General features: G+C 67.0%; 25 protein-coding genes and 1 riboswitch. Of the genes, 18 read left to right on the top strand and 7 right to left on the bottom strand.

The features are described from left to right. Window positions 1–26 precede the first annotated feature (26 nt). The 3 genes from DMX06_RS01460 to DMX06_RS01450 all read left to right on the top strand — a co-directional run bounded on the left by DMX06_RS01460 (window position 27) and on the right by DMX06_RS01450 (window position 2,183). Window positions 27–641 carry a LysE family translocator gene (locus DMX06_RS01460; RefSeq protein ID WP_110733880.1) on the top strand — a complete coding sequence of 205 codons (615 nt, stop codon included), beginning with the start codon at window positions 27–29 and terminating at the stop codon, window positions 639–641. A gap of 77 nt (window positions 642–718) precedes the next feature. After that, window positions 719–1,549: an AraC family transcriptional regulator gene (locus tag DMX06_RS01455; protein ID WP_110733877.1), complete on the top strand. Its 831-nt coding sequence runs from the start codon at window positions 719–721 to the stop codon at window positions 1,547–1,549. A gap of 49 nt (window positions 1,550–1,598) precedes the next feature. Beyond that, window positions 1,599–2,183 (top strand): LysE family translocator, encoded by a 585-nt coding sequence (locus DMX06_RS01450; protein ID WP_110733875.1) that lies wholly within the window; start codon window positions 1,599–1,601, stop codon window positions 2,181–2,183. Window positions 2,184–2,199: 16 nt separating this feature from the next. On the opposite strand, the gene DMX06_RS01445 is transcribed toward DMX06_RS01450, so the two are convergent. Continuing rightward, window positions 2,200–3,087, bottom strand: coding sequence for an EamA family transporter (locus tag DMX06_RS01445; protein WP_110733873.1), 888 nt, complete (start codon window positions 3,085–3,087; stop codon window positions 2,200–2,202). Between the two features lie 262 nt (window positions 3,088–3,349). Between DMX06_RS01445 and DMX06_RS01440 the strand changes: the two genes are divergently transcribed. Both DMX06_RS01440 and DMX06_RS01430 read left to right on the top strand, forming a co-directional pair. Beyond that, window positions 3,350–4,747, top strand: coding sequence for a purine-cytosine permease family protein (locus DMX06_RS01440; protein WP_110733870.1), 1,398 nt, complete (start codon window positions 3,350–3,352; stop codon window positions 4,745–4,747). A gap of 326 nt (window positions 4,748–5,073) precedes the next feature. Next, window positions 5,074–6,381: a phosphate ABC transporter substrate-binding/OmpA family protein gene (locus DMX06_RS01430; protein ID WP_110733865.1), complete on the top strand. Its 1,308-nt coding sequence runs from the start codon at window positions 5,074–5,076 to the stop codon at window positions 6,379–6,381. A gap of 5 nt (window positions 6,382–6,386) precedes the next feature. On the opposite strand, the gene DMX06_RS01425 is transcribed toward DMX06_RS01430, so the two are convergent. Further along, window positions 6,387–7,721 carry an ATP-binding protein gene (locus DMX06_RS01425; protein WP_110733862.1) on the bottom strand — a complete coding sequence of 445 codons (1,335 nt, stop codon included), beginning with the start codon at window positions 7,719–7,721 and terminating at the stop codon, window positions 6,387–6,389. After that, on the bottom strand, window positions 7,718–8,431 hold the full coding sequence (locus DMX06_RS01420) for a response regulator (RefSeq protein ID WP_110733860.1): 714 nt from the start codon (window positions 8,429–8,431) through the stop codon (window positions 7,718–7,720). Before DMX06_RS01420 ends, DMX06_RS01425 begins: the two co-directional genes overlap by 4 nt. 154 nt (window positions 8,432–8,585) lie before the next feature. Between DMX06_RS01420 and DMX06_RS01415 the strand changes: the two genes are divergently transcribed. Both DMX06_RS01415 and DMX06_RS01410 read left to right on the top strand, forming a co-directional pair. Then, on the top strand, window positions 8,586–8,924 hold the full coding sequence (locus DMX06_RS01415; protein ID WP_110733858.1) for a hypothetical protein: 339 nt from the start codon (window positions 8,586–8,588) through the stop codon (window positions 8,922–8,924). Beyond that, on the top strand, window positions 8,921–9,580 hold the full coding sequence (locus tag DMX06_RS01410; protein WP_110733856.1) for a DUF3313 domain-containing protein: 660 nt from the start codon (window positions 8,921–8,923) through the stop codon (window positions 9,578–9,580). The genes DMX06_RS01415 and DMX06_RS01410 overlap by 4 nt, the downstream gene beginning before the upstream one ends. Window positions 9,581–9,619: 39 nt before the next feature. On the opposite strand, the gene DMX06_RS01405 is transcribed toward DMX06_RS01410, so the two are convergent. Continuing rightward, on the bottom strand, window positions 9,620–10,672 hold the full coding sequence (locus tag DMX06_RS01405; protein WP_110733854.1) for an NAD(P)-dependent alcohol dehydrogenase: 1,053 nt from the start codon (window positions 10,670–10,672) through the stop codon (window positions 9,620–9,622). A 178-nt stretch (window positions 10,673–10,850) separates the two neighbouring features. Here DMX06_RS01405 and DMX06_RS01400 point away from each other — a divergent pair, with 178 nt between their 5' ends. Beyond that, on the top strand, window positions 10,851–11,756 hold the full coding sequence (locus DMX06_RS01400) for an AraC family transcriptional regulator (protein WP_110734052.1): 906 nt from the start codon (window positions 10,851–10,853) through the stop codon (window positions 11,754–11,756). Window positions 11,757–12,059: 303 nt separating this feature from the next. Here the strand turns inward: DMX06_RS01400 and DMX06_RS01395 are convergent, their stop codons facing one another. Further along, window positions 12,060–12,656 (bottom strand): TetR/AcrR family transcriptional regulator, encoded by a 597-nt coding sequence (locus DMX06_RS01395; protein WP_110733852.1) that lies wholly within the window; start codon window positions 12,654–12,656, stop codon window positions 12,060–12,062. Between the two features lie 93 nt (window positions 12,657–12,749). On the opposite strand from DMX06_RS01395, the gene DMX06_RS01390 reads away from it, so the two are divergent. From DMX06_RS01390 to DMX06_RS01375, 4 genes are all read left to right on the top strand, one after another. Continuing rightward, entirely contained in the window at window positions 12,750–13,349 is a 600-nt protein-coding gene (locus DMX06_RS01390) for an NAD(P)H-dependent oxidoreductase (RefSeq protein ID WP_110733849.1), read from the top strand. Between the two features lie 122 nt (window positions 13,350–13,471). Continuing rightward, the gene (locus DMX06_RS01385) at window positions 13,472–13,978 is read left to right on the top strand and encodes a sigma-70 family RNA polymerase sigma factor (protein WP_110733846.1); all 507 of its coding nucleotides are present in this window, start codon (window positions 13,472–13,474) and stop codon (window positions 13,976–13,978) included. Next, complete coding sequence (locus DMX06_RS01380; RefSeq protein ID WP_110733843.1) at window positions 13,975–14,952, top strand: FecR family protein; 978 nt, start codon at window positions 13,975–13,977, stop codon at window positions 14,950–14,952. The genes DMX06_RS01385 and DMX06_RS01380 overlap by 4 nt, the downstream gene beginning before the upstream one ends. A gap of 91 nt (window positions 14,953–15,043) precedes the next feature. Then, window positions 15,044–17,461, top strand: a complete 2,418-nt coding sequence (locus tag DMX06_RS01375; RefSeq protein WP_258378787.1) for a TonB-dependent siderophore receptor — start codon at window positions 15,044–15,046, stop codon at window positions 17,459–17,461. Window positions 17,462–17,468: 7 nt separating this feature from the next. Here DMX06_RS01375 and thpR read toward each other — a convergent pair whose 3' ends face one another. Continuing rightward, on the bottom strand, window positions 17,469–18,014 hold the full coding sequence (gene thpR, locus DMX06_RS01370; protein ID WP_110733839.1) for an RNA 2',3'-cyclic phosphodiesterase: 546 nt from the start codon (window positions 18,012–18,014) through the stop codon (window positions 17,469–17,471). Between the two features lie 215 nt (window positions 18,015–18,229). Here thpR and lpxO point away from each other — a divergent pair, with 215 nt between their 5' ends. The 3 genes from lpxO to DMX06_RS01355 all read left to right on the top strand — a co-directional run bounded on the left by lpxO (window position 18,230) and on the right by DMX06_RS01355 (window position 20,281). Further along, on the top strand, window positions 18,230–19,129 hold the full coding sequence (gene lpxO / locus DMX06_RS01365; protein ID WP_028691801.1) for a lipid A hydroxylase LpxO: 900 nt from the start codon (window positions 18,230–18,232) through the stop codon (window positions 19,127–19,129). A 158-nt stretch (window positions 19,130–19,287) separates the two neighbouring features. Then, complete coding sequence (locus DMX06_RS01360; RefSeq protein WP_110733836.1) at window positions 19,288–19,632, top strand: carboxymuconolactone decarboxylase family protein; 345 nt, start codon at window positions 19,288–19,290, stop codon at window positions 19,630–19,632. Window positions 19,633–19,711: 79 nt separating this feature from the next. Beyond that, on the top strand, window positions 19,712–20,281 hold the full coding sequence (locus DMX06_RS01355; protein ID WP_110733833.1) for a GNAT family N-acetyltransferase: 570 nt from the start codon (window positions 19,712–19,714) through the stop codon (window positions 20,279–20,281). Between the two features lie 115 nt (window positions 20,282–20,396). On the opposite strand, the gene DMX06_RS01350 is transcribed toward DMX06_RS01355, so the two are convergent. After that, window positions 20,397–21,143 (bottom strand): outer membrane beta-barrel protein, encoded by a 747-nt coding sequence (locus DMX06_RS01350; protein WP_110733831.1) that lies wholly within the window; start codon window positions 21,141–21,143, stop codon window positions 20,397–20,399. Between the two features lie 160 nt (window positions 21,144–21,303). Then, window positions 21,304–21,508: riboswitch (cobalamin riboswitch) on the top strand. Window positions 21,509–21,617: 109 nt separating this feature from the next. On the opposite strand from DMX06_RS01350, the gene DMX06_RS01345 reads away from it, so the two are divergent. From DMX06_RS01345 to DMX06_RS01335, 3 genes are all read left to right on the top strand, one after another. After that, complete coding sequence (locus DMX06_RS01345; RefSeq protein ID WP_110733828.1) at window positions 21,618–23,744, top strand: TonB-dependent receptor; 2,127 nt, start codon at window positions 21,618–21,620, stop codon at window positions 23,742–23,744. Window positions 23,745–23,834: 90 nt separating this feature from the next. Continuing rightward, window positions 23,835–24,890 carry a GlxA family transcriptional regulator gene (locus tag DMX06_RS01340; protein WP_110733826.1) on the top strand — a complete coding sequence of 352 codons (1,056 nt, stop codon included), beginning with the start codon at window positions 23,835–23,837 and terminating at the stop codon, window positions 24,888–24,890. 132 nt (window positions 24,891–25,022) lie between these two features. Continuing rightward, on the top strand, window positions 25,023–26,228 hold the full coding sequence (locus DMX06_RS01335) for an NAD(P)/FAD-dependent oxidoreductase (RefSeq protein WP_110733824.1): 1,206 nt from the start codon (window positions 25,023–25,025) through the stop codon (window positions 26,226–26,228).

Below are 26,228 nucleotides of genomic sequence, written 5' to 3'. Positions count from 1 at the left end.
CCCCCGACTGCAAGGAGCTGTCATTCATGCCGAGCCTGGAGTTTCTCGTCACCGCGCTGATCATCGTGCTGATTCCCGGCAGCGGGGTCATTCTCACCGTCTCCAGCGCCCTGGTGGCCGGGCGCCGCGCCTGCCTGTGGACCGCCACCGGCTGCACCCTGGGCATCGTCCCGCACCTGCTGGCCTCGGTGCTGGGCCTCTCGGCCTTGCTGCACACCAGTGCCCTGGCCTTCCAGGGGCTGAAGTTCGCCGGCGTCGCCTACCTGCTGTACCTGGCCTATGCCACCTGGCGCGACCGCGCAGCCTTCGCCGTGGACACCCAGGCCACCCCTGCCGCCGCCAGCCAACTGGTACTCAAGGCCTGCCTGCTGAACATCCTCAATCCCAAGCTGACACTGTTCTTCCTCGCCTTCCTGCCGCAGTTCATCAGCCCCCAGGCCGGTTCCGCGACCTTGCAGATGCTCGGCCTGAGCGCGGTGTTCATGGCCATGACCTTCGTCGTCTTCGTGATCTACGGCCTGCTCGCCCACCTGTTCCGCCGCGCCGTGATCGACTCGCCCCAGGTACAGGCCTGGCTGCGCCGCAGCTTCGCCGCCTCGTTCGCCGGGCTCGGCATCAACCTGGCATTCGCCCAGCGCTGACGGCTGCACAATCGTTCTAAACGCCCGGGCCGTTTGTGCGTTAAGGTCGTCTACCGACACCCACACGGCCCGCGCCCATGAGCAACTGGATCGACCTCAGACAGGACGCCGACACCGGCATCGAGTCGGTCCGCGCCCATTTCACCGGCCATGCCTACGACCCGCACTGGCACGACAGCTTCCTGGTCGGGGTGACCGAACAGGGCGTGCAGCAGTTCAACTGCCGCCGCGCACGCCACAACAGCACCCCTGGCCAGGTGTTCGTGCTCGAACCGGGCGACCTGCACGACGGCCATGCCCCCACCGTTGAGGGTTTCACCTACTCGACCCTGTACCTGGATGCCAACTGGCTGGAAACCGAGCTGCGCGCCCTGTTCGAGCACGCGCCCTCGGGCGCCCTGCCCAGCTTCGGCACCCTGCTGCACCAGGATCCGCGCCTGGCCGGGGCCACCGCCCGGGCCTTCGAGACGGTGCATTACAACGATCCGCGCATCGTCCGCCAGACCGCCCTGGACGACCTGCTGGCCTGCCTCACCGACCACCTGCACTGGCGCAAGCGCCTGGACCCCGATCCGCGCCTGCCGCTGTGTGCACAAATCGCCCGTGACTACCTGCACGCGCACCTGGACCAGGACATCGGCCTGATCGAGCTTGCGCAGGTGTGCGGCATCGACCGTTTCCGCCTGACCCGGGCATTCAAGGCGGCCTTTGGCCTGGCGCCGCATGCCTACCTGATCCAGCTGCGCCTGGCCCGTGCGCGGCGGCTGCTGGCCCAGGGTGAAACGCCGGCCAGCGTCGCCACGTCCCTGGGCTTTGCCGACCAGAGCCACCTGGGCCGCTGGTTCCGTCGCGCCTACCGGCTGACCCCGGCGGACTACCGCAAGCGCTGCTCAAACCTTCCAGACTGAACCGGCGCCCGCCGCGACCATGGTGCTTCGATCACTCGGAGCCTTGACCATGTCGCATACGCTGTTGCCCTTCATCCTCTTCGCCCTGGCCGCCAGCATCAGCCCCGGGCCGACCAACCTGCTGATCCTCGCCCACGGCGCCCGGCGCGGGTTGCGCGCCAGCCTGGCGCCCATCGTGACGGCCTGCTGCGCGGCGGCGGCAGTGGTGCTGTTGGTGGGCATGGGGCTGGGGGAGTTGCTGCTGCGCTACCCGTTGGCGCAGCAGGCCATGAGCTGGGTGGGCGCCCTGTGGCTCAGCTGGCTGGCCTGGAAGATGCTGCGCAGCGCCGGTGCGCCGCTGCAGGCGGGCAACGATAGCGGCCTTGGCCCACTGAGCGCGGCGACCCTGCAGGTGGTCAACCCCAAGGTGTGGGTGACGGCGGTGGCGATGGTCGGCCTGTTTGCCGGCCCGGCACTGCCGATGTGGTGGTTGAGCCTGGTGTTCCTGCTGATCGCCCTGCCGAGCATGACCGCGTGGGCGCTGATGGGCATCGGCAGCGCACGCTGGCTAAGCTCGTCACGGGCGCTGCGGGTGTTCAACCAGGGTCTGGCCGGACTGCTGCTGGTGTCGGCGTGGTCGGCCTTGCTGGTGTGACGGTACGCACTCGATATCAGCGCGCACCGGCCGTGCGCAGACGCAGCCCCAGGCGCGGCCCGAACACATTGATCAGCAGCCCGAGCATCACCAGCAGCGCGCCCCAGCCCTGGGCCTCGCTCAGGCGCTCGCCCAGCAACACGGCCGAGGAGCTCAGGCCGACCACTGGCACCAGCAGCGAGAACGGCGCCACCTTGCCCGCCGGGTGGCGCGACAACAGAGTGCTCCACAGGCTGTAGCCGACCATGGTGGCGACGAAGGCCAGGTAGGCCAGGGCCAGCACCGAGCTCCAGCCGATGTTGGCCAGGGCATGGCCGATGCGCTCGGGCCCTTCCAGCCACCAGGACAGTGCCAGGAACGGCAGCGGCGGGATCAGCCCGCCCCAGATCACCAGGGCGACCAGGTCGACCTTGCCGAAGCGCCGGGTGATGATGTTGCCCATGCCCCACATGGCGCCGCCGCACAGGGTCAGCACCAGTGCGAGCAACGGCACGTGGCCACTGTCCTCGCTGCCGATCACCGCCAGGCCGCCGGCGGCCACCAGCAGGCCCAGCACGCTGGCCAGGCGCAGCCGCTCGCCAAGGAACAGCGCGGCGAAACCCAGGGTGAAGAACGCCTGGGACTGCAGCACCAGCGAAGCCAGCCCCGGCGGCATGCCACTGGCCATGGCCTGGAACAGGAAGGCGAACTGGCCCAGGGAGATGGTCGCGCCGTAGGCGATCAACCAGCGCCAGGGCAGGTTCGGACGCTTGATCAGGAACACCGCCGGGAAGGCCACCAGCAGAAAGCGCAATGCCCCGAGCAGCATCGGCGGCAGGCCGTCGAGGCCCACCTTGATGACCACGAAATTGACGCCCCAGGCGATGATCACCACCAGGGCGATCAGCAGGTCCTTGAGTGGCATTGCACGCATTCCTTCTTCAGGCTTGTTATAGACATATTTGGTTACAGCATAAGGGCATCGCGCCGCCGCGGACCAGTACAGTTGCGCGCCAGCCTTGCACAACAGTCGGCTGTGATGGCCTCGTAACAGCGAAGAAAACCCCGCGCAAGCTTCACTTGACCAGACTTGTATATACATGCTCATATCGGGCTTCGGCCATCCGCCCTGCGTCCCGCCGATAGCCGCCGCCTTTCACAAAAACAACGAAGCGGAGCCCTCCCCGATGTCCAGCAAACCCGTGATCGAGCGCCGCTCGATCGACTACATCCCCGAGTCTGAACGCCATGGACGCGTCTACAGCCAATTCACCCTGTGGCTGGGAGCCAACCTGCAGATCACCGCGATCGTTACCGGCGCCCTGGCCGTGGTGCTGGGCGGCGATGTGTTCTGGTCGTTGATCGGCCTGCTGCTCGGGCAACTGGTCGGCGGCGCGGTGATGGCCCTGCATGCCGCCCAGGGGCCGCGCCTGGGGCTGCCGCAGATGATCTCCAGCCGCGTGCAGTTCGGCGTGTACGGGGCGGCCATCCCCATGGCCCTGGTGTGCCTGATGTACCTGGGCTTCACCGCCACCGGCACGGTGCTGTCCGGCCAGGCCATCGGCCAGTTGCTGAGCATCAGCGACAGCGCCGGCATTCTGATCTTCGCCGGGGTGATCGTGCTGGCGACCCTGGCCGGCTACCGGGTGATCCACTGGATCGGCCGCCTGGCCAGCGTGCTCGGGATCATCGCCTTCGTCTACCTGTTCAGCCGCATCCTGATGCTCGCCGACATCGGCCAGCTGCTCGACAACCGTCACTTCAGCTGGGCCAGCTTCCTGCTGGCGGTGTCGCTGGCGGCGTCCTGGCAGATCGCTTTCGGCCCGTACGTGGCCGACTACTCGCGCTACCTGCCCAGCCACACCTCGCCGCTCAAGACCTTCCTCGCCGCCGGCCTGGGCTCGGTGATCGGCGCCCAGGCCTCGATGATCCTCGGCGTGTTCGCCGCGGCCATCGCCGGTGGCCAGTTCTCCGGGCGCGAGGTAGCCTACATCGTCGGCCTGGGCGGGGCCGGCACCACGGCGGCGCTGCTGTACTTTTGCATCGCCTTCGGCAAGGTGACCATCTCCACCCTCAACAGCTACGGCAGCTTCATGTGCATCGCCACGATCATCAGCGGTTTCCGGGGTCACCTGCAGATCAGTCGGGTTCAGCGCCTGGTGTTCGTGCTTGGCATCGTCGGCGCCGCGACCCTGGTCGCCCTGCTCGGCCAGCATTCGTTCCTCACTGCGTTCAAGTCGTTCATCCTGTTCCTGCTGACCTTCTTCGTGCCATGGAGCGCGGTGAACCTGGTGGACTACTACTTCATCACCAAGGAACGCTACGACATCCCGGCACTGGCCGACCCTGACGGCCGCTACGGGCGCTGGAACTGGCCGGGCATCGGCGTGTACACCTTCGGCGTGCTGGTGCAGATGCCGTTCATCGACACCAAGCTGTACACCGGGCCCATGGTCGCGCACCTCGGTGGTGTGGACGTGTCGTGGCTGATCGGCCTGGTGGTGCCGAGCGTGCTGTACTACTGCGTGGCCCGCCGTCGGGCGGCCGAGGCGCCGGCCGGGATCATCGTGCCGGAGGGGCGCTGAGCCGGGTTGCTCACACATATCCTGCATGAGATCGCCCAGCCCCTCGGGCTGGGCTGTCGCACATGAAATGGTGTCCCTGTGGGAGCAACTGTCTTGCTAATTTTTAGAATCTGGCGCGATCCCTGTGGGAGCGGGCTTGCCCGCGAACACGGGCGAAGCCCGTGCCATCCACCACGGTGTCGGCTTCGCGGGTAAACCCGCTCCCACAGGTTCTCTGCCCGCCGGCCCAGCCAGATAGGCTGGGCGATCTCTTACGGGACACTGTCATCTTTCGGTCAAGCAACTGTCGTAATCTGCGGCGCAACTCTGTGCCACGGGTCTTCGGCATGCCTCGCCTGCTTCTCCTTCTGCTGTGCCTGCTCCCGGGCCTGGCTTGCGCCGGGCCCGCGCAACTGCGTATCCAGGGCTCCAACACCATCGGCGCGGCCCTTGGCCCGGCCCTGGTGCAGGGGCTGCTGCAGGCTCAGGGCGCAAGCGCCATCGAGCACCGGCCCGGCGCCACGGCCAACGAGACCGAGGTCCACGCCCGCGATGCAAACGGCCAGCCCGTGCGCATCGAGATTGCCGCCCACGGCACCAGCACCGGCTTTGTCGCGCTGGCCCGGGGCGAGGCCGACCTGGCCGCGGCCTCGCGGCCGATCAGCGACAGCGAGGCGCAACAGTTGCAGGCCCTGGGCAACCTGCGCGGCGCGGGCTCGGAACAGGTGATCGGCCTGGATGGCGTGGCGGTGATCGTCCACCCGGACAACCCGCTCACGCAACTGAGCACCGAGCAACTGGCCCAGGTGTTCTCCGGCCAGTTGCAACGCTGGGAACAGCTGGGCGTGCCCGGCGGGGCGATCCACCTGTATGCCCGCGATGATCGCTCCGGCACCTTCGAAACCTTCAAGGCCCTGGTGCTTACCCCTCAGCAAGCGACACTGGCCACCCAGGCGCGGCGCTTCGAGTCCGCCGACGAACTGGCTGCCCAGGTCATGGCCGACCGCCAGGCCATCGGTTTCAGCGGCCTGGCCACGGTCCACCGGACCAAGGCACTGGCCGTGGCCGAGGGCGATGCACCGGCGCTGCCACCCAGCCGTGCCCTGGTGGCCAGCGAGGACTACCCGCTGTCGCGTCGCCTGTTCTTCTACCTCCCCGCCCACCCCACGCCGCTGGCCAAGGCGCTCGCCGAGTTTGCCCAAAGTCCCGCCGGCCAGGCCATCGTCGCCGAGCAGGGTTTCGTTTCCCAGCAGATCAAGCCACAGCAGATCGCGGCCCAGGGCGACATGCCGCCACGCTATCGGACACTGGCCGGCGAGGCCCAGCGCCTGAGCGTGAACTTCCGCTTCCAGGAAGGCAGCGCCGGCCTCGACAACAAGGCCCTGCGCGATGTGCAGCGGGTCGGCGACTACCTGCGCCAGGCCGGCAAGCTACAGGGCAAGGTGGTGCTGGTGGGCTTCGGCGATCCCAAGGAGACACCGGGCCGCGCCGCGCTGCTGTCGCGCCTGCGGGCCATGGCGGTGCGCCGCGAGCTGGCCCGCGCCGGGGTGCAGGTCAGGGACGTGGCGGGCATGGGCGACGAACTGCCGGTGGCCGGCAACGACCTGGAGCAGGGGCGCCTGCGCAACCGCCGGGTCGAGGTCTGGGTGTACTGACCCGCTCAGCCGCCATCGGGCAGTTCGATCCGCGCCACCAGCCCACCGCCAACGCGATTGCGCAGGGTCAGCTCGCCGCCCTGCTCGCGCACGCTGGCACGGGCGGCCGAAAGGCCGAGGCCGACGCCGCCGGTATCGCGGTTGCGCGAGCCCTCCAGCCGGTAGAACGGCTCGAACACCTGCTGCAGGGCCTCCTCGGGAATACCTGGCCCGCTGTCGCGAACCTCGATGACGATCAGGTGAGCGGCGCGGCGCAGCGTTATCTGCGGATCGCGGGCATACTTCATGGCGTTTTCCACCAGGTTGACGACCACCCGCTTGGTCGCCAGCGGGCGGCCGTCATGCACCAGGTGCGCCGGGCCCTTGAAGGCGATGTCCAGATGCTGGTCGCGGTAGTCGTCGACCAGGGTCTGCAACAGCTCCGACAAATCATAGGCCGTGCGCTGCTCCAGTTGCGTGCCTTCGCGGAAGAACGCCAGGGCCTCGTTGATCATCGTCTGCATCTCGTCGACGTCGCGGATCAGCTTGCGCTGGTGGTCCAGGTCTTCCATGAACTCGCTGCGCAGGCGCATGCGCGTCAACGGCGCGCGCAGGTCGTGGGAGATGGCCGCGAGCATGTGGGTGCGCTCGCGGAGGAAGTGCTGGATCTGCGCCTGCATGGTGTTGAAGGCGATGATTGCCTGGCGAATTTCCTCGGGCCCCTCGATGGCGATGGGCGGCGCCTGCAGGTCAGCGCCGAAACGCCGCGCCGCACTGGCGAAGCGTTGCAGCGGCGCGGCCAGCTGGCGGGTGGCGAGCCAGGCCACCAGCAACGTCGCCACCAGCCCCAGGCCGATGACCACCGCCAGGCGCGCCGTCACGCTCATGCCCCAGCTGCGCTCCGGCGGCACGAACAGCAGCCAGCTGTCATCAGCCAGCGCGACCAGCGCCACGTAGTGCGCCTCGGCGCTGCCCATGGGCCAGTCATCCGGGTTGTACACTTCGATCGGCCGCGAGGGCCCCAGCAGCTGGGCCATCGCCGGCACCTGCCCGGAATTGAGCATGGTGCCCGGGCCAGGCAGGCCAAAGTCGTCACGCCGGGTACTCCAGGTCACCCGCAGCGTTGGCGTGCTCGCCGCCTCGGCCAGCTGCCCGCGCAGCGTCGCCGGCGCGGTCTCGATCACTCGGGTGGTCACGGCGATCTGTTCGAGCAGGCCGGTGCGCTCGATGGGCGGGCGGGCCCAGCTGCCGGCAACCTGGACGAACAAGGCGTTGAACGCCAAGGACGCGAGCAGCGCGGTGAAAATGGTCAGGGCGATGCGCTTGCGCAGGGTGTCGCGACCCAGCAGGCGACGGATCACGAGCGGGTCACCGTGGCGCTGAACAGGTAGCCGCCATTGCGCACGGTGCGAATCAGGTCCGGGCGCTTGCTGTCGGGCTCGATCTTGCGCCGCAGCCGGCTGACCTGCACGTCGATGCTGCGGTCGAAGGCGTCATGGCCGTGGCCACGGGTCAGGTCGATCAACTGCTCGCGGGTGAGGATGCGCTGCGGATGCTCGAGAAATACCACCAGCAAATCGAACTCGGCGCCGGACAGCGGCACCATCACCCGCTCGGGCGAGCGCAGCTCGCGACAGGTGATGTCCAGCTGCCAGCCGGCGAAGCCGATCACCGGCCGCGCCGCCTCGCCACGCGGCGGCTGCTCGCCGACCCGGCGCTGCACGGCGCGCAGGCGGGCCAGCAGTTCGCGCGGGTCGAACGGCTTGGTCAGATAGTCGTCGGCGCCCAGTTCCAGGCCGATGATGCGGTCGCTCAGCTCGGCCATGGCGGTGAGCATGATGACCGGCACGCCAAGCTGCGCACGCAGCTTCTGACACAGGCCCAGGCCACTTTCGCCGGGCAGCATCAGGTCGAGGATGATCGCATCCGGGCGCTGCCGGGCGACGGCGGCCCACATCGCCTGCCCCTCGGCGGCCAGGTCTACCTCGTAGCCGTGCTGGACGAAGAACTGCTTCAGCAAGGCGAGGATTTCCACGTCGTCATCGACGATCAACAATCTGCTCACGGTCATACCGATCCGGGAAAAAAGGCGTATCTAAAACCATTGCGCCACGCGGGTCATATATTTCAATCGCGCAACATTTCGTCATGCACGACACAAAGCGGACATCACCCGGCAACGATGACCCTTCACCCTGCCAGCCTTCCATTACCGAGGGTTCCCCATGAAGATAGTCGACAGCCGCAACAGCACCGATGGGCATGAGGGTTCCGCGTCCCTGATCCTCAGCCAGCGCAACACCCAGCGCGGACAATCGGGTTCCCTGATCGTGCAGCAGGAGAGCCTGGAGCTGGCAAACGAACAGGGCTACGTCACCCTGCGTCGGTATTTCGAACACTACGACCCGACCTTTGGCGAATGGGTCGAGTACAGCCACACCGTTCCGGTCCGTGACCTCGTTCACTGGCTGATGGCGCGCGGGCAGCTGCGCATCCAGACATCGCAGGACGTGCCCCACCTGCAAGCGGCCCTCCCGACCCGGCGCGAGGTTCGCCACCCATGAGTCGGCGTCACCTTCTGGCAGTGGTGCTGACGTCCACCCTGGGCCTGTCCGCGTGCGGCAGCAACAAGCCGGCACCGACCGGTTATCTCAAGGATTACGGATTACTCACACCGCACCAGGCACCCTCAGGCGGGACCGTGCTCAGCTGGGCCGACCCGAAATGGCCAAAGGGGCGTTACATCGAGGTCTACCTGGCTCCCAGCCGGTTCTACCCGGCTCCCGAGCCGAGCTCGCGCATCCCCCAGGCCACCCTCGCCAGCATCACCCACTACTACGATGCGGTACTGCGCAACGAACTGGGCAAGGTGATGACGGTGGTCGACAGGCCCGGCCCGAACACCCTGGTGGTCAGGCCGGCAATCACCCGTATCAGCGCCGACACCCAGGGCCTGCGCTTCTACGAGTGGCTGCCGATTACCCTGGTCGCGGCCGGGGTGAGCAGCGCCGCGGGCATTCGCGACCGGGACAGCCTGATCGCCAGCGAGCTGTCGTTCGAGTCGGGCGCAAGCGGCAAGGTAGTCGGCGAGGCAATGCTCGCAGGTACCGGCGTGCCGCTGGACAACGACCGCCAGGTGATGACGGCCGACAACGTCAAGGCCGTGCTCGACGGCTGGGCCGTGGACCTGCGCCAGGGGTATGCGGCGCCGCTCAGGTAGCGCTGCGCGTCGCCCGGCAAGCCCGCCCCCACGACAGGATCAGACCTTGAGCGTGGCCATGTCGATGACGAAGCGGTACTTCACATCGCCAGCGATCATCCGCTCGTAGGCGTGATTGATGTTGCGGATGTCGAGCATTTCGATATCGCAGCTGATTCCGTGCTCGGCGCAAAAGTCGAGCACCTCCTGGGTTTCGGCGATGCCGCCGATCAGGGAGCCTGCCAGCACCCGGCGCTGCATCACCAGGTTGGCCGCATGCACCGGCGGGTCGACCGGCTCGATCAGCCCGACCAGGATGTGCACGCCACCGAACTTCAGGGTTTGCAGGTAGGGGTTGAGGTCGTGCTGCACCGGAATGGTGTCGAGCAGGAAATCGAAACGGCTCGCCGCACTGCGCATCTGTTCGGCATCGGTGGAGACGATCACATGGTCGGCGCCCTGGCGACGGGCTTCCTCGGCCTTGGCCGCGGAGCGGGTGAACAGGGTCACTTGCGCACCCAGGGCCTTGGCCAGCTTGATGCCCATATGGCCCAGGCCACCCATGCCCAGCACGCCCACCTTGTGCCCGGGGCCCACGCCATGGTGCTTGAGGGGCGAATAGGTGGTGATGCCGGCGCACAGGATCGGCGCCGCACTGGCCAGGTCCATGCCCTCGGGAATGCGCAGGACGAAGTGCTCGCTGACGACGATGCTGCTGGAGTAGCCGCCCATCGTGTTGCTGCCGTCGACCCGGTCGGGGGTGGCGTAGGTCATGGTCGGGCCTTCCAGGCAGTACTGCTCGACGTCCTGGCGACAGGCCTCGCAGTGACGGCAGGAATCGACCATGCAGCCGACGCCGACCAGATCACCGACCTGGTAACGGCTGACCTGCGCGCCCACTGCACTGACCCGGCCGACGATCTCATGGCCCGGCATCAGCGGGTACGCGGCGATGCCCCATTCATTGCGGGCCTGGTGGATATCGGAATGGCACACGCCACAGTAGAGGATCTCGATGACCACATCGTCGGGCCGCGGGCTGCGGCGCTGGAAGGTCATGGGGGCCAGGGGGCTGGTGGGCGATTGGGCGGCGTAACCGATGGCGGTGTACATGGGGTACCTCGTGCAAGTGAAACGATTTAGTCGGCGCATTCTGCGCGCCAGAATCAGCCTCGCCCACCGCCGATTCTCCGGCATGCATGCCTGATTCTCCGGACCTTGCCGCCTGCCTCTGGCATGAACCCGCGAATCTGCGAAGATGCCAATGTCCGATTCTCTGCCCGGGTTCACCATGCACCTGACTCGCCATGTGGATGCCAATGCCACGCTCTGCTCGCTGATCCGCGCCCTCGCCACAGGCCCGGGGTTCGTGCCCACGCTCCTGCCCCAGGTCCAGGTCCTGACCTGGGACCATTACGTGGCCAGCACCCCGCAAATCTACGAACCCAGCCTGATCATCCTCGCCCAGGGCAGCAAACTGGCGCGCCTGGGCCCGCGCACCCTGGAGTACGGCGCCGGGCATTACCTGGTGCAGGCGCTGTCGGTGCCGTTCATGTGCGAGACCTTCGCCACGCCCCAGGCGCCGCTGCTGGGCGTGGCGGTGGACATCGACCGCGCCCTGCTCGGCGAGCTGGTGCAAAGCATGGACCTGGCGCCGGATGCCGCGGTGCAGGCACAGACGCCACAGTCGATGACTTCGGCGGTGCTGGACACGGCCATGCGCGACAGCGTCGAACGCCTGCTGCAGTGCCTGCAGGACCCGCTGGATGCCAAGGTGCTGGGGCCGGCGCGGGTGCGCGAGGTGCTCTACACCGCCTTGCGCGGGCCTCAGGCCGGCGTGCTGCGGGCGCTGGTCGAGCAACAGGGGCATTTCGCCCGGATCGGCTCGGCCCTGGCCTACCTGCGCGAGCACTACGCCGAGCCGCTGGGCGTCGATGAACTGGCCAGCCGGGCGAACATGAGCGTGTCGACCTTCCACGAACACTTCAAGCGCTGCACCGACCTGGCGCCGATGCAGTACCTCAAGCGCCTGCGCCTGCTCAAGGCGCAGCAGATGCTGATCGGCGAAGGCCTCGGCGTGGCCCAGGTGGCGCATCGGGTCGGCTACCAGAGCACCTCGCAGTTCAGCCGCGAGTACAAGCGCCAGTTCGCCCGCAGCCCGGGCGAGGAACAACCGTACCAGAGCCTGCCGGCCTGAGGGGTCGTCGTAGCTGATTGCAAGAGCTGGATGCGTAGGAAATCGCCCAGCCCTTTGGGCTACATTGTCGCGAAGGGAACTGTCCCTCTGTGGGAGCGGCCTTGCCGAGGCGTCGGACCGGTCGGAAAGGGGCGCGCAGCGGCCCCAGATTCCGAGCCACCTTTGAAATTGCAGGGGGCTGCTACGCAGCCCTTTCGCGACGCAAGGCCGCTCCCACAGGGCCTGGATAAATCAATAAGTTACGTTTACTCCATGAGAGCGGGTCACGGGATCCGCTACAAAAATCACTTGCAGGATGATCGCCTACTGCCGCAGGACCATCGCCACGATGGTCGCCTGCAGCTCGCACTTGGCCGCTTCTGCCGTCAGCTCTCCGGCCGCTGCCGCCAGGGACAACGCATCCGCCGCCCCCACCAGCACCCACAACCCGGCCACGCCGATATCGCCACCCGGCGCGAATGGCAGCAGCGCTTCACGGCACTTGTCCATGAACGGCCCGTCATAACCACGCTTGAGCGCCTCCAGCTCCGGCGATCCGGCCAGCGCGGCGCTGACCCCGGGGATCTCCCGGCCCTGGGTGGCCACGCAGTCCACATAGGCCTCGGCAATCACCCAGGCCCGCTCCGATAGGCCCGCCGGGCAGCCGGCCAGGGCCTTGTCGAGCATGGCCGTCTGGCGGGCGTCGTATTCCTGGTACAGCGCCAGCAACAAGCCGTTGCGGGTCTCGAAATGGTCGTACACCACCGGCTTGGTCACCCCGGCCTGCTCGGCCAGACGCCCCAGGCTCAGGGCATCGGTGCCCTCCTCGCGGACCAGCCGCCAGGCCACATCCAGCAACTGGCGCCGGCGCTCCTCGCGGGACAGGCGTTTGCGCCGCGCGGTCTTTTCCTCGCTTGACATCGATTACCTACCAAAAGTAACTTACTAAGCGTAACTTACCTCGAGTATATAACGCTCCCGGTATCCCTGCATCCTGATTCTGGAGATTCCACCATGCATGCCCTGATCGTCATCGGTCACCACGACCCCGACTCCCTCACCCACGCCCTCGCCCGGCAGGTCGCCGAAGGCCTGCGCGCGGCCGGTCATACCAGCGAGTTCGCCGACCTGGCCAGCGAAGGCTTCGACCCACGCTTCAGCCTGGCCGACCACGCCGTGCACCGGCGCCTTGGCAAGCCCCCAGCCGATGTACTGGCCGAACAGGCGCGCATCGAGCGGGCCGACACCATGGTCATGGTCTACCCCATCTACTGGTGGTCGCTGCCGGCCCTGCTCAAGGGCTGGGTCGAGCGGGTATTCAGCAACGGCTGGGCCTTCGACCAGGCCGCCGACGGCAGCACCACCAAGCTGCTGCACGGGATGACCGCGCACCTGGTCGGCGTGGCCGGCGCCGATGCCGGCACCTTCGAGCGCCATGGCTACGGCGAGGCCATGCGCGTGCAGATCGAGCACGGTATCTTCGACTACTGCGGTGCCCGGGTCATCAGTTCGACCCTGTTCACCGACAGTGAAGGCGCAGCCCCCGCCAGCCTCCTGCCGCAAGCCCGCCAACTGGGGCTGACCCTGTTCGCGGGCCAGGAAGCTGCGGCCTGATGCGCCAGCGCGCGCCGCTGCGCAGGCAGCGGCGCGAATTGTTGTGCCATGCCCCATTGCGAGACGACGAACCTCCCGGCTACCATTGAGAACGATTCACACTCACAACTGGATAGCCACCGTTGGACAGCACCTCGACCCGCAAGCTGGGCTTCTTCTTCAGCGACCACCATCGCTGGCTGCTCCAACACATCCACAAACGCCTGCGCAACCGCGCCGACGCCGAGGACACCGCCGCCGAGGCGTTCTGCCAGATGCTGGGCGCGCAGGTCGATCCGGACAGCATCCAGCAACCACGCGCCTACCTGTCGACCATCGCCCGGCGGCTGATCTTCGACCGCCACCGTCGCCGTCAACTGGAACTGGCCTACCTCGAGCGCCTGGCGCTGCTGCCTGAACAAGTCGCCCCATCGACCGAAGAGCAATTGCTGCTGATCGAAGCACTGGTGACCATCGACCAGGTGCTCGACGGCCTGCCGGCCATGGTCAAGGCCGCTTTCCTCTACAGCCAGCTCGACGGCATGAGCTATGTCGAGATCGCCGCCCGCCTGCAGATCTGCGAACGCACCGTCAGCCGCTACATGAAGCAGGCCCTGCGCCAATGCTACCTGTGCGAAGTACAACCATGAGCGCCCGCAGCCTGGACCCGATCGGCGAGCAGGCCATCGACTGGATGGTGGCGCTCAATGCCCGCGCGCCGGACGATGCGCTGTTGCACCAGCTGGAGCAGTGGCTGCGCCAGGACCCGGCGCACCAGCAGGCCTGGGACCGGCTGCAACAGCGTCTGGGCAAGCCCTGCGCGACCTTGCGCACCCTTGAGCAACGGGCCCCCGGACAGGCCGCCGAGGCGCGCCGGGTGCTGCTGCAACCGAGCCATTCACGTCGCGAAGTGCTGGGTGCCCTGGCCAGCCTCGGCCTGCTCGGCGGGGCGCTCTGGGGCGGCTGGCGCAGCGACGCCACCCAGGGCTGGCTGGCCGACCTGCACACCGCCAGCGGCGAGCGGCGCAGCTTCACCCTGGCCGACGGCAGCCGGCTGAGCCTCAACAGCGCCAGCGCCGTGGACCTGCGTTTCGATGCTCGCCAACGCCTGGTCCTGCTGCGCCGCGGCGAGCTGGTCATCCAGGTCGCCGCCGACGCCGCACGACCGCTGCGCGTGCGTACCGCGCAGGGCCAGGTGCAGGCCCTCGGCACCCGCTTCCTGGTCCGCCAGGAAGACACCGCCACCCGCGTGGTGGTGCTCGAACACAGCGTGCGCCTGAGCCTGCCCGACGGGCGCTGGCAAGACCTGCAACAAGGCCAGGCGGCGCTGCTGCGCAACAACGGCATCGAGCGGCTGGGCAGCGAGCAACAACAGCGCGCGGCCTGGGTGGAGGGCCGCCTGGAAGTGCTCGACGAACCGCTGCATGTGGTGGTCGACGCCCTGCGCCCCTACCAGCGCGGCTACATGCGCCTCGCTCCGGCGGTGCGCGACTTGCGGGTACAGGGCGTGTTCCCGCTCGACCAGCCGCAACAAGCCCTGTCGGCACTGGCCGAAACCCTGCCGGTCAGCATCGAGCACTTCGGCCCCTGGCTGACCTTGATCGGCCCAAAAACGGCTACGTGAAACTTTTTTTGAAAATCATTCGCAAAGGTGTCCGGTTTTCATTTCTCGGCCCACCTATCTCCTGACAACTCACAATATCCGGGAGATTTCCGTGCGCAACCCCTGGCCCATTGCCGCCGTCCTGACCAGCTTCAGCCTGTTCGCCCAGGCACAGACCCTGTCGTTCGACCTGCCCGCCGCGAGCCTGGCAACCACCCTCAACCGCATCGCCAGCCAGAGCGGCACCATCATCGCCCTGGAGCCAGGGCTTGTGCGCGGCAAGCAGGCCCCCGCCGTGGTCGGCCAGATGAGCGCCGAGCAAGCCATGCAGGCCGCGCTGGCCGGCAGTGGCCTGCAATTGCGCATCACCGGCAGCGGCCACTTCAGCGTGGCCCCCGCCAGCCAGGGCGATGAGGTGCTGGAGCTGGGCAGCACCAGCATCACCGACAACTACCTGGACGCCACCAGCGAAGGCAGTGGCTCCTACGCGGCGCGGGCGGTGACCCTGGGCAAGGGCGTGCACACCCTCAAGGAGATCCCGCAGTCGGTGACGGTGATCACCCGCAAGCAGCTGGACGACCAGGGCATCACCGACCTTCAGGATGCGCTCAACCACACCACCGGCCTGGTCGGCGCCCAGGGCATCGGCCCGGGCGTGGTCGTGACCTCGCGAGGCTTCCAGATCGACGACTGGCAGTACGACGGCGTGCCGATCCCGCGCAACAACTACTCGCTGGGCAACTGGGCGACCCAGGACCTGGTGTTCTTCGACCGGGTGGAAGTCCTGCGCGGCGCCTCCGGCCTGCTGCAAGGCACCGGCAGCCCGGGCGGAGCGATCAACCTGGTGCGCAAGCGCGGCCAGGCCGCACCGACCGTCACCGTCACCGGCAAGGCCGGCTCCTGGGACCACTATGGCCTGCAACTGGATGCCGGCGGCCCGCTGACCGCCGACGGCCGGGTGCGCGGGCGGATGGTCGCCGACGAGGACCAGAGCGACAGCTTTATCGACTATGCCTGGAGCAAGTCCCACTCCCTGTACGGCGCGCTGGATATCGACCTGAGCGACGACACCACCGTTGGTGCCGGCATCAGCTACAACCGCCAGCAGTCGCGGCCAATGCTGCGCGGCATTCCACGCTACGCCAACGGCAAGGCGGTCGACCTGCCCCGTTCGACCTTCACCGGCGCGCGCTGGAACCGTGCGCAAACCGACGTCACCACCTACTACCTCGACCTCGAACACCGCTTCGACGACGACTGGACGTTCAAGGCCGCCGCCGTGCGCATGGACGAGACCAACACCTCCATCCACCAGCGCACCCAGACCGTCGGCGAAGGCCTGGAAGCGGACGGCAGCGGCGTCGAGTACGCCAACTGGATCACCGATTTCCACAATACCAAGCTGGGCCTGGACATGAACCTGGTCGGCCACTTCGATACCGGTGCGGTGGCGCATGAGGTAACCGTGGGCGGCAACTACTCCAAGCTGACTTCAGATGATGAGTACTGGCGCACCTTTGGCGGCAACGACAACATCTTCGACATTGACCATGACCGCCCTGAACCCAGCCGCGACGGGCTGCTCGCCGCGCCCACCGGTCGGCATGAGCACAGCGGCTACGACATTCGCCAGAAAGGCCTGTATGGCGCCTGGCGCGTCAAGCCGACCGATCGCCTGACGCTGATTCTCGGCTCGCGCGTCAGCTGGTACGACTACAGCTACGCGAGCACCACTTATCGGGGGCTCAACCCGGGCCAGGTCAACCCCACCAGCCGCATGACCGAGTCGGGCGAAGTCACACCGTACGCCGGATTTGTCTACGACCTGACCCGCGAATGGGCCTGGTACGCCAGCTACACCGATGTGTTCGCCCCGCAGACCGAACGCGGTGTCGGCAATGTGCCGCTCAAGCCTGTGATCGGCAGCAACTACGAAACCGGCTTCAAGGGCGAGCTTCTCGATGGCCGCGTCAATGCCTCGCTGGCAGTGTTCCGCTACGACCAGGAGAACCGCGCCGTCACCGACACCGCCTCAGGTTTTGCCTGTGACGGTTGGTATTGCTCCAATGCCGCGGGCAAGGTGCGCAGCCAGGGGATCGAAGCCGAGGTCAGCGGCGAAGTGCTCAGCGGCCTGCAACTGTTCGCCGGCTACACCTACAACACCACCAAGTTCCTCGACGATCCGGAAAACGAGGGACGGGTGTTCAGCCAATGGACCCCCAAGCACATGCTGCGCGCCTGGGCCGACTACACCTTGCCCGTGGACGGCCAGCGCTGGAGCACCGGGCTGGGCTTTACCAGCCAGAGCCACACCCTGGGTTACGAGCGCACCTACGAGGTACCCGGCTACACCGTATGGAATGCTCGCCTGGCCTACCAGCTGACACCGGAAGTGAGTCTGGCGGTCAACGCCTACAACCTGTTCGACAAGAAGTACTGGGTGGCAGGCTTCAACCAGCTCAACGGCAGCAACAACTACGGCGAGCCGCGCAACCTGATGTTCTCGGTCAAGTACACGCCTGAGTTCTGATCGCCGCTCACGCGCTCAACGGCCATTGCGCCAAGGGCCAGTAACGGCCCTTGCGCGATTCGTAGAGCGTGAAGTGCCGGGCGGCAAGGAAGAACTCCGGCGCCGTGCCGGCCTCTGGCGGCTGGCCGCGAAAGTCCCTGGCCAGGGTCAGGTGCGGGCGATACTCACGGCTTGCCGTCTCCACGCCCACGGGCAACAGCGCCTGCTGCAGGCCATACACCAGTTGCAGCAGCGCCACAGGCGCCTGATGCGCCTCCAGCACCAGCGCGCTGGCCCGCGGCCAGACCTGCAGGCGGTCGAGCAGCAAGCGTGGCGCTGCGACCGGCCGCCTGAGCTGATCGACCGCCGCGCAGATCGCCGGCACCTGCTCGGCGTCCACATCACCGAGAAACAGCAAGGTGACGTGGAAATTCTCCGCCGGCACCGGTTTGCCGCTGCGCAGGTTCAGCCCTCGTCGCCACTGCGCCAGGGCGCGGCATTGTTCGTCGCCTACCGGCAAGGCGAAGAACAACCGTTTGAACGGAGCGCCGCTGGGGCGTGGATCCTGGATCATTCGATTCTCCCTGACAGCGGTTCGAGCCATCGAGTGTAGCGGTTTACCCGACCTGAACATCTGCATAAGCTGTTGAATCGTTTGCGCAACCTGTCAGCCATTGCACCTAAGTCGGTCAGACAAGACGTAACAATAAGTACAAACCCGCGCCACGATTGTTTATGCTGGCGGGCTTACGCCATGGCGCATGGCCATTTTTCGACAAGTAAACGTCCATGAAAATTGCACTCGTACTGATCTTCGTCCTCTCGATCGCCTATGTTCACCTGCGCGGTCGGGTTCGTCACAAGCTGACCCGCCAGCTGGGCGACCACTCCAGCTTCCTGGCCCCGGTCAACGCCTTCCTCTATCTGTTCTCCAAGCATCCGGCCAAGCCGTATCTGCCGGTCAGCGCCTTCCCCGAGCTGCAGGTGCTGCAGGACCACTGGCAGGAAATCCGCAAGGAAGGGCAACAGCTGCTGCAGGCCGGCGAGATCAAGAAATCCGACAACTATGACGACGTCGGTTTCAACTCGTTCTTCAAGACCGGCTGGAAGCGCTTCTACCTGAAGTGGTACGGCGAGAGCCACCCGTCGGCGATGACCCTGTGCCCGCGCACCACCGAGCTGCTCGCCGGCATCGGCACAGTCAAGGCGGCGATGTTCGCCACCCTGCCGCCGGGCGCCAAGCTGGTGCGCCACCGTGATCCGTACGCCGGCTCCTACCGCTACCACCTGGGCCTGGACACGCCCAACGACGATGGCTGCTACATCGACGTGGACGGCGAGAAGTACTCCTGGCGTGACGGCGAGGGCGTGGTGTTCGACGAGACCTACATCCACTACGCGGCCAACACCACCGAGCACAACCGCATCATCCTGTTCTGCGACGTCGAGCGTCCGCTCAAGTACCGCTGGGCCGCGGCGTTCAACCGCTGGTTCAGCCGCAACGTCATGGCCGCCGCCGCCGCGCCCAACGATGCCAGCGACAAGACCGGCGGCATCAACCGCCTGTTCACCCGCATCTACAAGATCCGCGAGCGCGGCAAGGCGATGAAGAAACGCAACCGCACCCGCTACTACCTGGAGAAGTGGGCGGTGGTCGCGGCGCTGGTGCTGGTGTTCATCTATATCTGACCTGCCACTGTCTATCGGCCGCTCCATGCTCCTGCGGGAGCGGCCTTGTGTCGCGAAAGGGCTGGGCGATCTCCTACCAAGATCACCTGTGCCTCCTCGTCCCGCCGAACATCGACTAGCCTGATAGCTCCTGTTGCCAACCTGACAAGGTGAAGACGATGAGCATGATGGACTGGGACGCCTACCGTAAGCAGTTGATGGCCGGCATCGGCGATCTCAAGCAACTCTCACCCGATACCGTGGCCGGCTACATGACCGCCAGCGGCGCCGGGGCCAAGACCAACCACCTGGACGCCAAGACCCGCGAGCTGATCTCTCTGGCCGTGGCCGTCACCACGCGCTGCGACGGCTGCATCGCCGTGCATTCGCAGCAAGCGGTCAAGCACGGCGCCACCCGCGAGGAGATCGCCGAGGCCCTGGGCGTGGCGGTGGCGATGAACGCCGGTGCCGCGCTGGTCTACTCGGCCAGGGCGCTGGACGCCGTGGGCAAGACCGATTCCTGAGCAGGTTGCGGCGCCAGCGCCCTTGCGCACGGGCGCCGCGACACCCAGACTTGGCGCCTCAGCCCGTGCAGGAACCGCCATGATCCAGATCCGCCCCATGACCCCGGAAGACTTCGAGCGCTTCTGGCCGACCTTCCAGGCCATTGTCCAGGCCCGCCAGACCTACGCCTTCGACCCTGCCCTGGACGTTGACCAGGCGCGCCGGCTGTGGCTGGAAACCCCGCTGCGCACACTGGTGGCCGAGGAGGACGGCGTGCTGCTCGGCTCCTACTTCCTCAAGGCCAATGCGGCCGGCCCCGGCGGGCATGTCGGCAATTGCGGCTATATGGTCTGCGCGCAGGCCCGTGGTCAGGGCGTGGCCAGGCTGATGTGCGAGCACTCGCAGAAGCTGGCGCGCCAGGAGGGCTTCCTGGCCCTGCAGTTCAATTCGGTGGTGGCAAGCAACGAGGTGGCCGTGGCGCTGTGGCACAAGCTCGGCTTCGAGACCGTCGGGCGCCTGCCCAGGGCCTACCGCCATGCCGAGCTGGGCCTGGTGGACTGCCTGGTGATGTACAAGTGGCTCGCCGATGAGCCGGTAGTGGAAAAACCGGCGCTGCTGATCGGGCGCAAGAACATCGAGGCGCGAGTGTCGCGCCGGCGTGGACGCTAGACAGCGTTGATGTCATCGCGGGGCAAGCCCGCTCCCACGCCATGCCCGTCCGTTTGGGTGAGTAGGGCGTGAAAGCGGGCCTGCCCCGCGACGGATTCAGCGCAGGTTCAACCGGTCAGAACGCCAACCCCACCTTCACCCCAAACTCGTCGCGCTTGAGCTTGGTGTTGTCGGCCACCGGAGTGTCCTCGTCCAGCTTGTACTCGGTACGGGTGTAGTACGCCCCCACCTGCACCGGCATGCCACCCTGCTGGTTCATCAGCAGGGTGACCTCCGCATACGGATTGGTGCGGTCCTTCATGTCGACACTGTCGCTGCCGAAATCATCGACTTTCAGCCGTGCGCGGCCATCAATGGTGTGACGCGCGCCCACCTCCACACGCAGGGTCGACGCATCGAACTGGTGATTGTAGCCCAACGCTGCCTTGGCGAACGGCGACTTGTAGGTCAGCCGTGTATCGAGATCGTTGATCTCAGGCTCGAAGCGGGTCCAGCTGTAGCCGCCGCCCACTGTCAGGTCGACGAAGTTGCGCGCATCCAGTGCGGCGCGCCAGCCCAGGTCGAGATCGGCCTGGGCTTCCTTGAGCTTGTTGTCGTTCTTCTTGCCGTACTTGGCCTCGGCACCGATCTGGTAGATGAACCCGGATTCGGCGGTCATCTTGTTGCCGAACGTGGCGAACACACCGCCCTGACCCATGTGTTCCTTGTCCGACTCGCTTCCTCCCTCGAACTTGAACTTGTCGTAGGAACCCAGCAAGCCGAGGGTGAACAGCGGGTCGGTGCTCGGTGCCGCCGTGGCGGCCAGTGGGGCACCGAGCAGGGCAAGCAGGCAGGAGTGACGCAACAGGTTACGGGTAGACATTCGCAAAAGTCTCCATGACGTGAATGAATGGTGAACGACCGGTTCGAGACAACGGGCTTGGCAAAAGTTCGAAAAAATTCGGCAAACCGCTCTAAACCGCCATGTCCGTCACAGTTTCTCCACCCACTCGAACGATTGACTCACTGCCCGTTCAATGGTCAGATGCGCGCCAGTTTCAGGTGTCCTGCGCCGCCGTGCGCAGGGTGAAACGGGAAGCCGGTGCGTCGTTGTCACGACAAGTCCGGCGCTGCCCCCGCAACGGTAAGCGAGCGAATCCTTCGACAAACCACTGTGCGCACGCATGGGAAGGTGAAGGCTTCACGCCCCTCGCAAGCCCGGAGACCGGCCTGAAGCCTTACTTGGCAACCCGCGGTGGGCGGGCGCAGGCCGGTATCCGCGTGCGCGCCTGCGTTCGCGCTTCGCCGTTGCGTGTTTTCCACCGGGATCCATTTCTTCCTGCAGCAGTGGAACGACATGTCCCGATTCAACAAGCTTCACACCCTGGCGGCCTGCCTGGCCGTGTCCCTGCCGGCGCTGGCCGACGATAATGAAGTGGCACCCCTCACCCTGCCCTCCACGGCGATCACCGACACCCGCGAGCCACATGCCATCGACCTGGCCACGCCAACCCCGGCCGGTTCGCGCCTGAACCTCAGCGCCCTGGACACCCCGGCCAGCACCAGCAGCCTGACCGAGGCGCAGATCCAGCAGCGCAACAACCTCACCGTGCAGGACGCCGTGACCCGCTCGCCGGGCCTCACTTTCATCGGTACGCCCGGCGACGGCGGTACCGGCCTGTCGGCCCGCGGTTTCACCGGGCAGAGTTCGGTGATGACCCTGTTCGACGGCTCGCGCCTTTACGCCGGCGCCGGCACCCTGACCTTTCCGGTCGATCCGTGGATGGTCGAACGCATCGATGTGATCCGCGGCCCCGCCTCGGTCCTGTATGGCGAAGGCGCCACCGGCGCGGTGGTCAACGTGGTGCCGAAGAAGCCGTTCGCCGGCGACATCCGCAACCACCTGCGCCTGGGCTACGGCTCCTGGGACCGCCAGCAGCTGGGCCTGGACAGCGGCGGCAGCCTGAGCGAGCGCCTGAGCTACCGCGTCACCCTGAACCAGCAGGCCGGCAACGGCTGGGTCGACCGCACCGACTCGCGCAGCCTGGCCCTGAGCGCCGCCCTGCGCTTCGATGCCAGCGACGACCTGAGCTTCACTCTCGCCCACGAACGCGGCGATGCGCAACCGGCCAACTACTACGGCACCCCGCTGATCAACGGGCACCTGCGCAGCAGCGTGCGCCGCAAGAACTACAACGTCAGCAACGACGAGCAGCGCTACCATGACGAGTGGACGCGCCTGACCACCGACTGGACCCTCAGCGACAGCGTCAGCGCCAGCAACCAGCTGTACTACATCAAGAGCCGCCGCCAGTGGCGCAACGCCGAGTCCTACACCTGGGACGCCGCCAACGGCGTGATCCAGCGCGCCAGCTTCTTCGAGATTCGCCATAACCAGGAGCAGCTCGGCGATCGCCAGAGCTTCACCTTCGACCATGGCCTGTTCGGCCTGGCCAGCAAGACCGTGGTCGGCGCCGAATACAACCGGATCCGCTTCAACGTCGACAGCAACTCGCCCTACAGCGATGGCAGCAGCGACCCGCTCGACCCGTGGCATCCGGCTCCGGGCGGCTTCCATAGCCTCAGCCCGACCCGCGCGCAGACGCTGTCCAAGGTCGACACCTTCGCCCTGTTCGCCGAAAACCGCACCCAGCTGACCGACCGTCTCGCACTGGTCACCGGCATCCGCCGCGACCAGAACCACATCGACCGTGACGACCTGGTCAACAACGCCCGCAGCGACCGCAGCCTGCAAGGCGGCAACTGGCGCGCCGGGCTGGTGTTCGCCCTCACCGACGACCTGTCGCTGTACGGGCAGTATTCCACCAGCGAAGATGGCGTCGGCGACCTGCTCACCCAGCGCCCGAACAAGCGCCTGGAACTGACCGAAGCGAAGCAGACCGAGATCGGCCTCAAGCAACGCTTCTGGGATACCCGTGGCGAGTGGACGCTGGCGGCCTATCACATCGTCAAGAAGAAGCTGCCGGTGTACAACCCGCTCACCCACGACAGCCAGCAGGCCGGCCAACAGACCTCCGATGGCCTGGAGGCCAGCCTGGAACTGGCGCTGGGCAACCAGTGGCAGCTCTCGGCCAATGCCGCTTTGGTGCGGGCCAAGTACGACGATTTCCTTGAGGAAGGCAACAACGGCACGGTCCACGACCGCGCCGGCAACCGCCCGCAGGATGTGCCGCGGCGCACCGCCAACCTGTGGCTGAGCAAGGGCTTTAGCCAGACCGTAGATGCCGGCATCGGCCTGCGCTATGTGGATGAGCGCTACTCCAGCGCGGCCAACGACCAGCGCGTGCCGGGCTACACGGTGGTCGACGCCAACCTGGGCTGGCAGGTGCTGCCCGACGTGCGCCTGGGCCTGCAGTTGAACAACCTGTTCGACCGCCAGTACGCCCAGTCCAGCTTCAGCGGCGAGCAATGGCTGCTGGGCGCGCCGCGCTCGTATTTCGCCACGGTCGACTACAGCTTCTGAGGCAGACTCCAGCGTTCGTCGCACGGTGCTTGATCAGCACCGTGCCACCTGCTCGACTAGGGCCTACGCCTTCATCACAAGCAGCGCGCCATGACCGACATCCCGCAGATCCCCACCCCGCCGGTGCACGCGCAGGATCAAGCGCGCACACTGCTGTTCCTCGCCTACCCGCAGATGGGCCTGCTCGATCTCAGCGGCGCGCAGACGGTGTTCTGGGCCGCGACCAAGGCCCGCGCCGCGCGCGGATTGCCGGGCTACCGCCTGGTCACCGCCAGCCTTGAAGGCGGCCTGGTGCCCACCGCCGAAGGCCTGGCCGTGAGTACCGAGCCGCTGGCGCCCTGGCTGCACGAGCCATTCGACACGCTGGTGGTGCCCGGCGCGCCGGAGATCGTCCGCACCCTCCCCGATCACGCCGAGCTGGTCGCCTGGCTGGCCCAGGCCGCCCTACGAGCCCGACGCACCGCCTCGGTGTGCAGCGGCACCTTCCTGCTGGCCGCCGCCGGCCTGCTCGATGGTCGTCGGGCCGCCACCCACTGGGCGATGTGCGATGCCCTGCATCGACGCTTCCCGGCCATCGAGGTGGATGCCGAGTCGATCTTCGTGCAACAGGACCAGGTGTGGACCTCGGCGGGGGTCAGCGCCGGCATCGACCTGGCGCTGGCCCTGGTCGAGGCCGACTGTGGCCGCGAGGTGGCCATGCAGGTGGCCCGCGAGCTGGTGGTGTTCCTCAAGCGCCCCGGCGGCCAGGCGCAGTTCAGCGAGCTGCTCAAGGCCCAGGGCGAGGACCGCGCCGCCTTCGAGACCCTGCACCTGTGGCTCAACGAACACCTGGGGGACCCACGCCTGACGGTCGAGCGGCTGGCCGAGCAGGCGCGCATGAGCCTGCGCAACTTCACCCGGGTGTACAAGCGCAAGACTGGCCGCACCCCGGCCAAGGCCATCGAAGTGTTCCGCCTGGAGGCGGCGCGCCGGTTGCTGGAAAACTCCGACCGGCACATCGAGCAGGTCGCCCGCCACTGCGGGTTCGGCAGCGAGGAGCGCATGCGCCTGGCATTCCAGCGCCACCTGGCGGTGACCCCGCGGGACTACCGGGCACGCTTTGCCCGCAGCGTGCCGCTGGCCGAAATCCAGGGTTCATTGGCCTAGGGGTAAACCGGGGGCGCGCTTAGCATCTGCACCACGCCTGTCGGGGCACGGTCCATGTCCTCCCGCAAGGCGTACCCTTTTTCCACTGCCGCAGCGACAACATCGATAATCGCGGCATCCAGGAGCCCCCTCATGAAACAGATCCTGATCATTGGCGCAGGCTTCGCCGGGCTGTGGAGCGCCCTCGGCGCCGCCCGCCTGCTCGACCAGCACAAACGCGACGACGTGCTGATCACCGTGCTCGCCCCCCAGGCAGAGCTGCACATCCGCCCACGCTTCTACGAACCTGACGTGCACACCATGGCCGCGCCGTTGCAGGCGCTGTTCGACGCGGTCAACGTGCGCTTCGTCAAAGGCAGCGCCTACCACATCGACCAGGCCAGCCGTGAAGTGGCGTACCGCCAGCCCGGCGGCATCGACGCGAAGCTGGGCTACGACCGCCTGATCATGGCCTGCGGCAGCCTGCTCAACCGCCCGGCGCTGGAAGGCTTCGACCGCCACGCCTTCGACGTCGACAAGATCGAGTCGGCCACCCGCCTGGAAGAGCACCTCAAGTCCCTGGCCACCCGCCCCGACAGCCCGGCGCGCAACACCGTGGTGGTGGCCGGTGGCGGCTTCACCGGCATCGAGACCGCCACCGAGCTGCCCAGCCGGCTGCGGGCGATCCTCGGCGACAAGGTCACGCCGCGCATCGTCGTGGTCGACCGTGGGGCGAAGATCGGTGCTGCCCTGGGCGCCGGTATCAGCCCGGCCATCGAGCAGGCCTCGGCGGCGCTGGGCATCGAATGGGTCTGCGGCGCCACGGTGGCCTCGGTGGATGCCGGCGGCGTGCTGCTCGATAACGGCGAACGCATCGCTACCAACACGGTGGTCTGGACCGTCGGCTTCAAGGCCAACCCGCTGACCGAGCAGATCACCGGCGAACGCGACCGCCAGGGTCGCCTGCATGTGGACGGCCAGCTCAAGGTCATCGGCAACCCGGACGTGTATGCCGCGGGCGATGTTGCCTACGCGGCCTGCGACGAGGTCGGCAACTTTGCCGTGATGTCCTGCCAGCACGCCATCCCGTTGGGTCGATACGCCGGCAACAACGCCGCCGCCGAGCTGATCGGCGTGGCGCCGATGACCTACAGCCAGCCCAAGTACGTCACCTGCCTGGACCTCGGTGCCTGGGGCGCGGTGTACACCGAGGGTTGGGAGCGCACGGTCTCGCCACCGACCGACAAGACCGAGGCCAAGCAGCTCAAGCACCAGATCAACTCGGTGTGGATCTATCCGCCGGCCGCGGACCGGGCGACAGCACTGGCGGCGGCCGATCCGCTGATACCGGTGGCCTGA

This window comes from Pseudomonas mosselii (genome assembly GCF_003205295.1).
GTDB classification, from domain to species: Bacteria; Pseudomonadota; Gammaproteobacteria; order Pseudomonadales; family Pseudomonadaceae; genus Aquipseudomonas; species Aquipseudomonas mosselii_B.
Note: the sequence above shows the minus strand (reverse complement) of the source record. Positions and strands in the feature narration are given on the sequence as shown.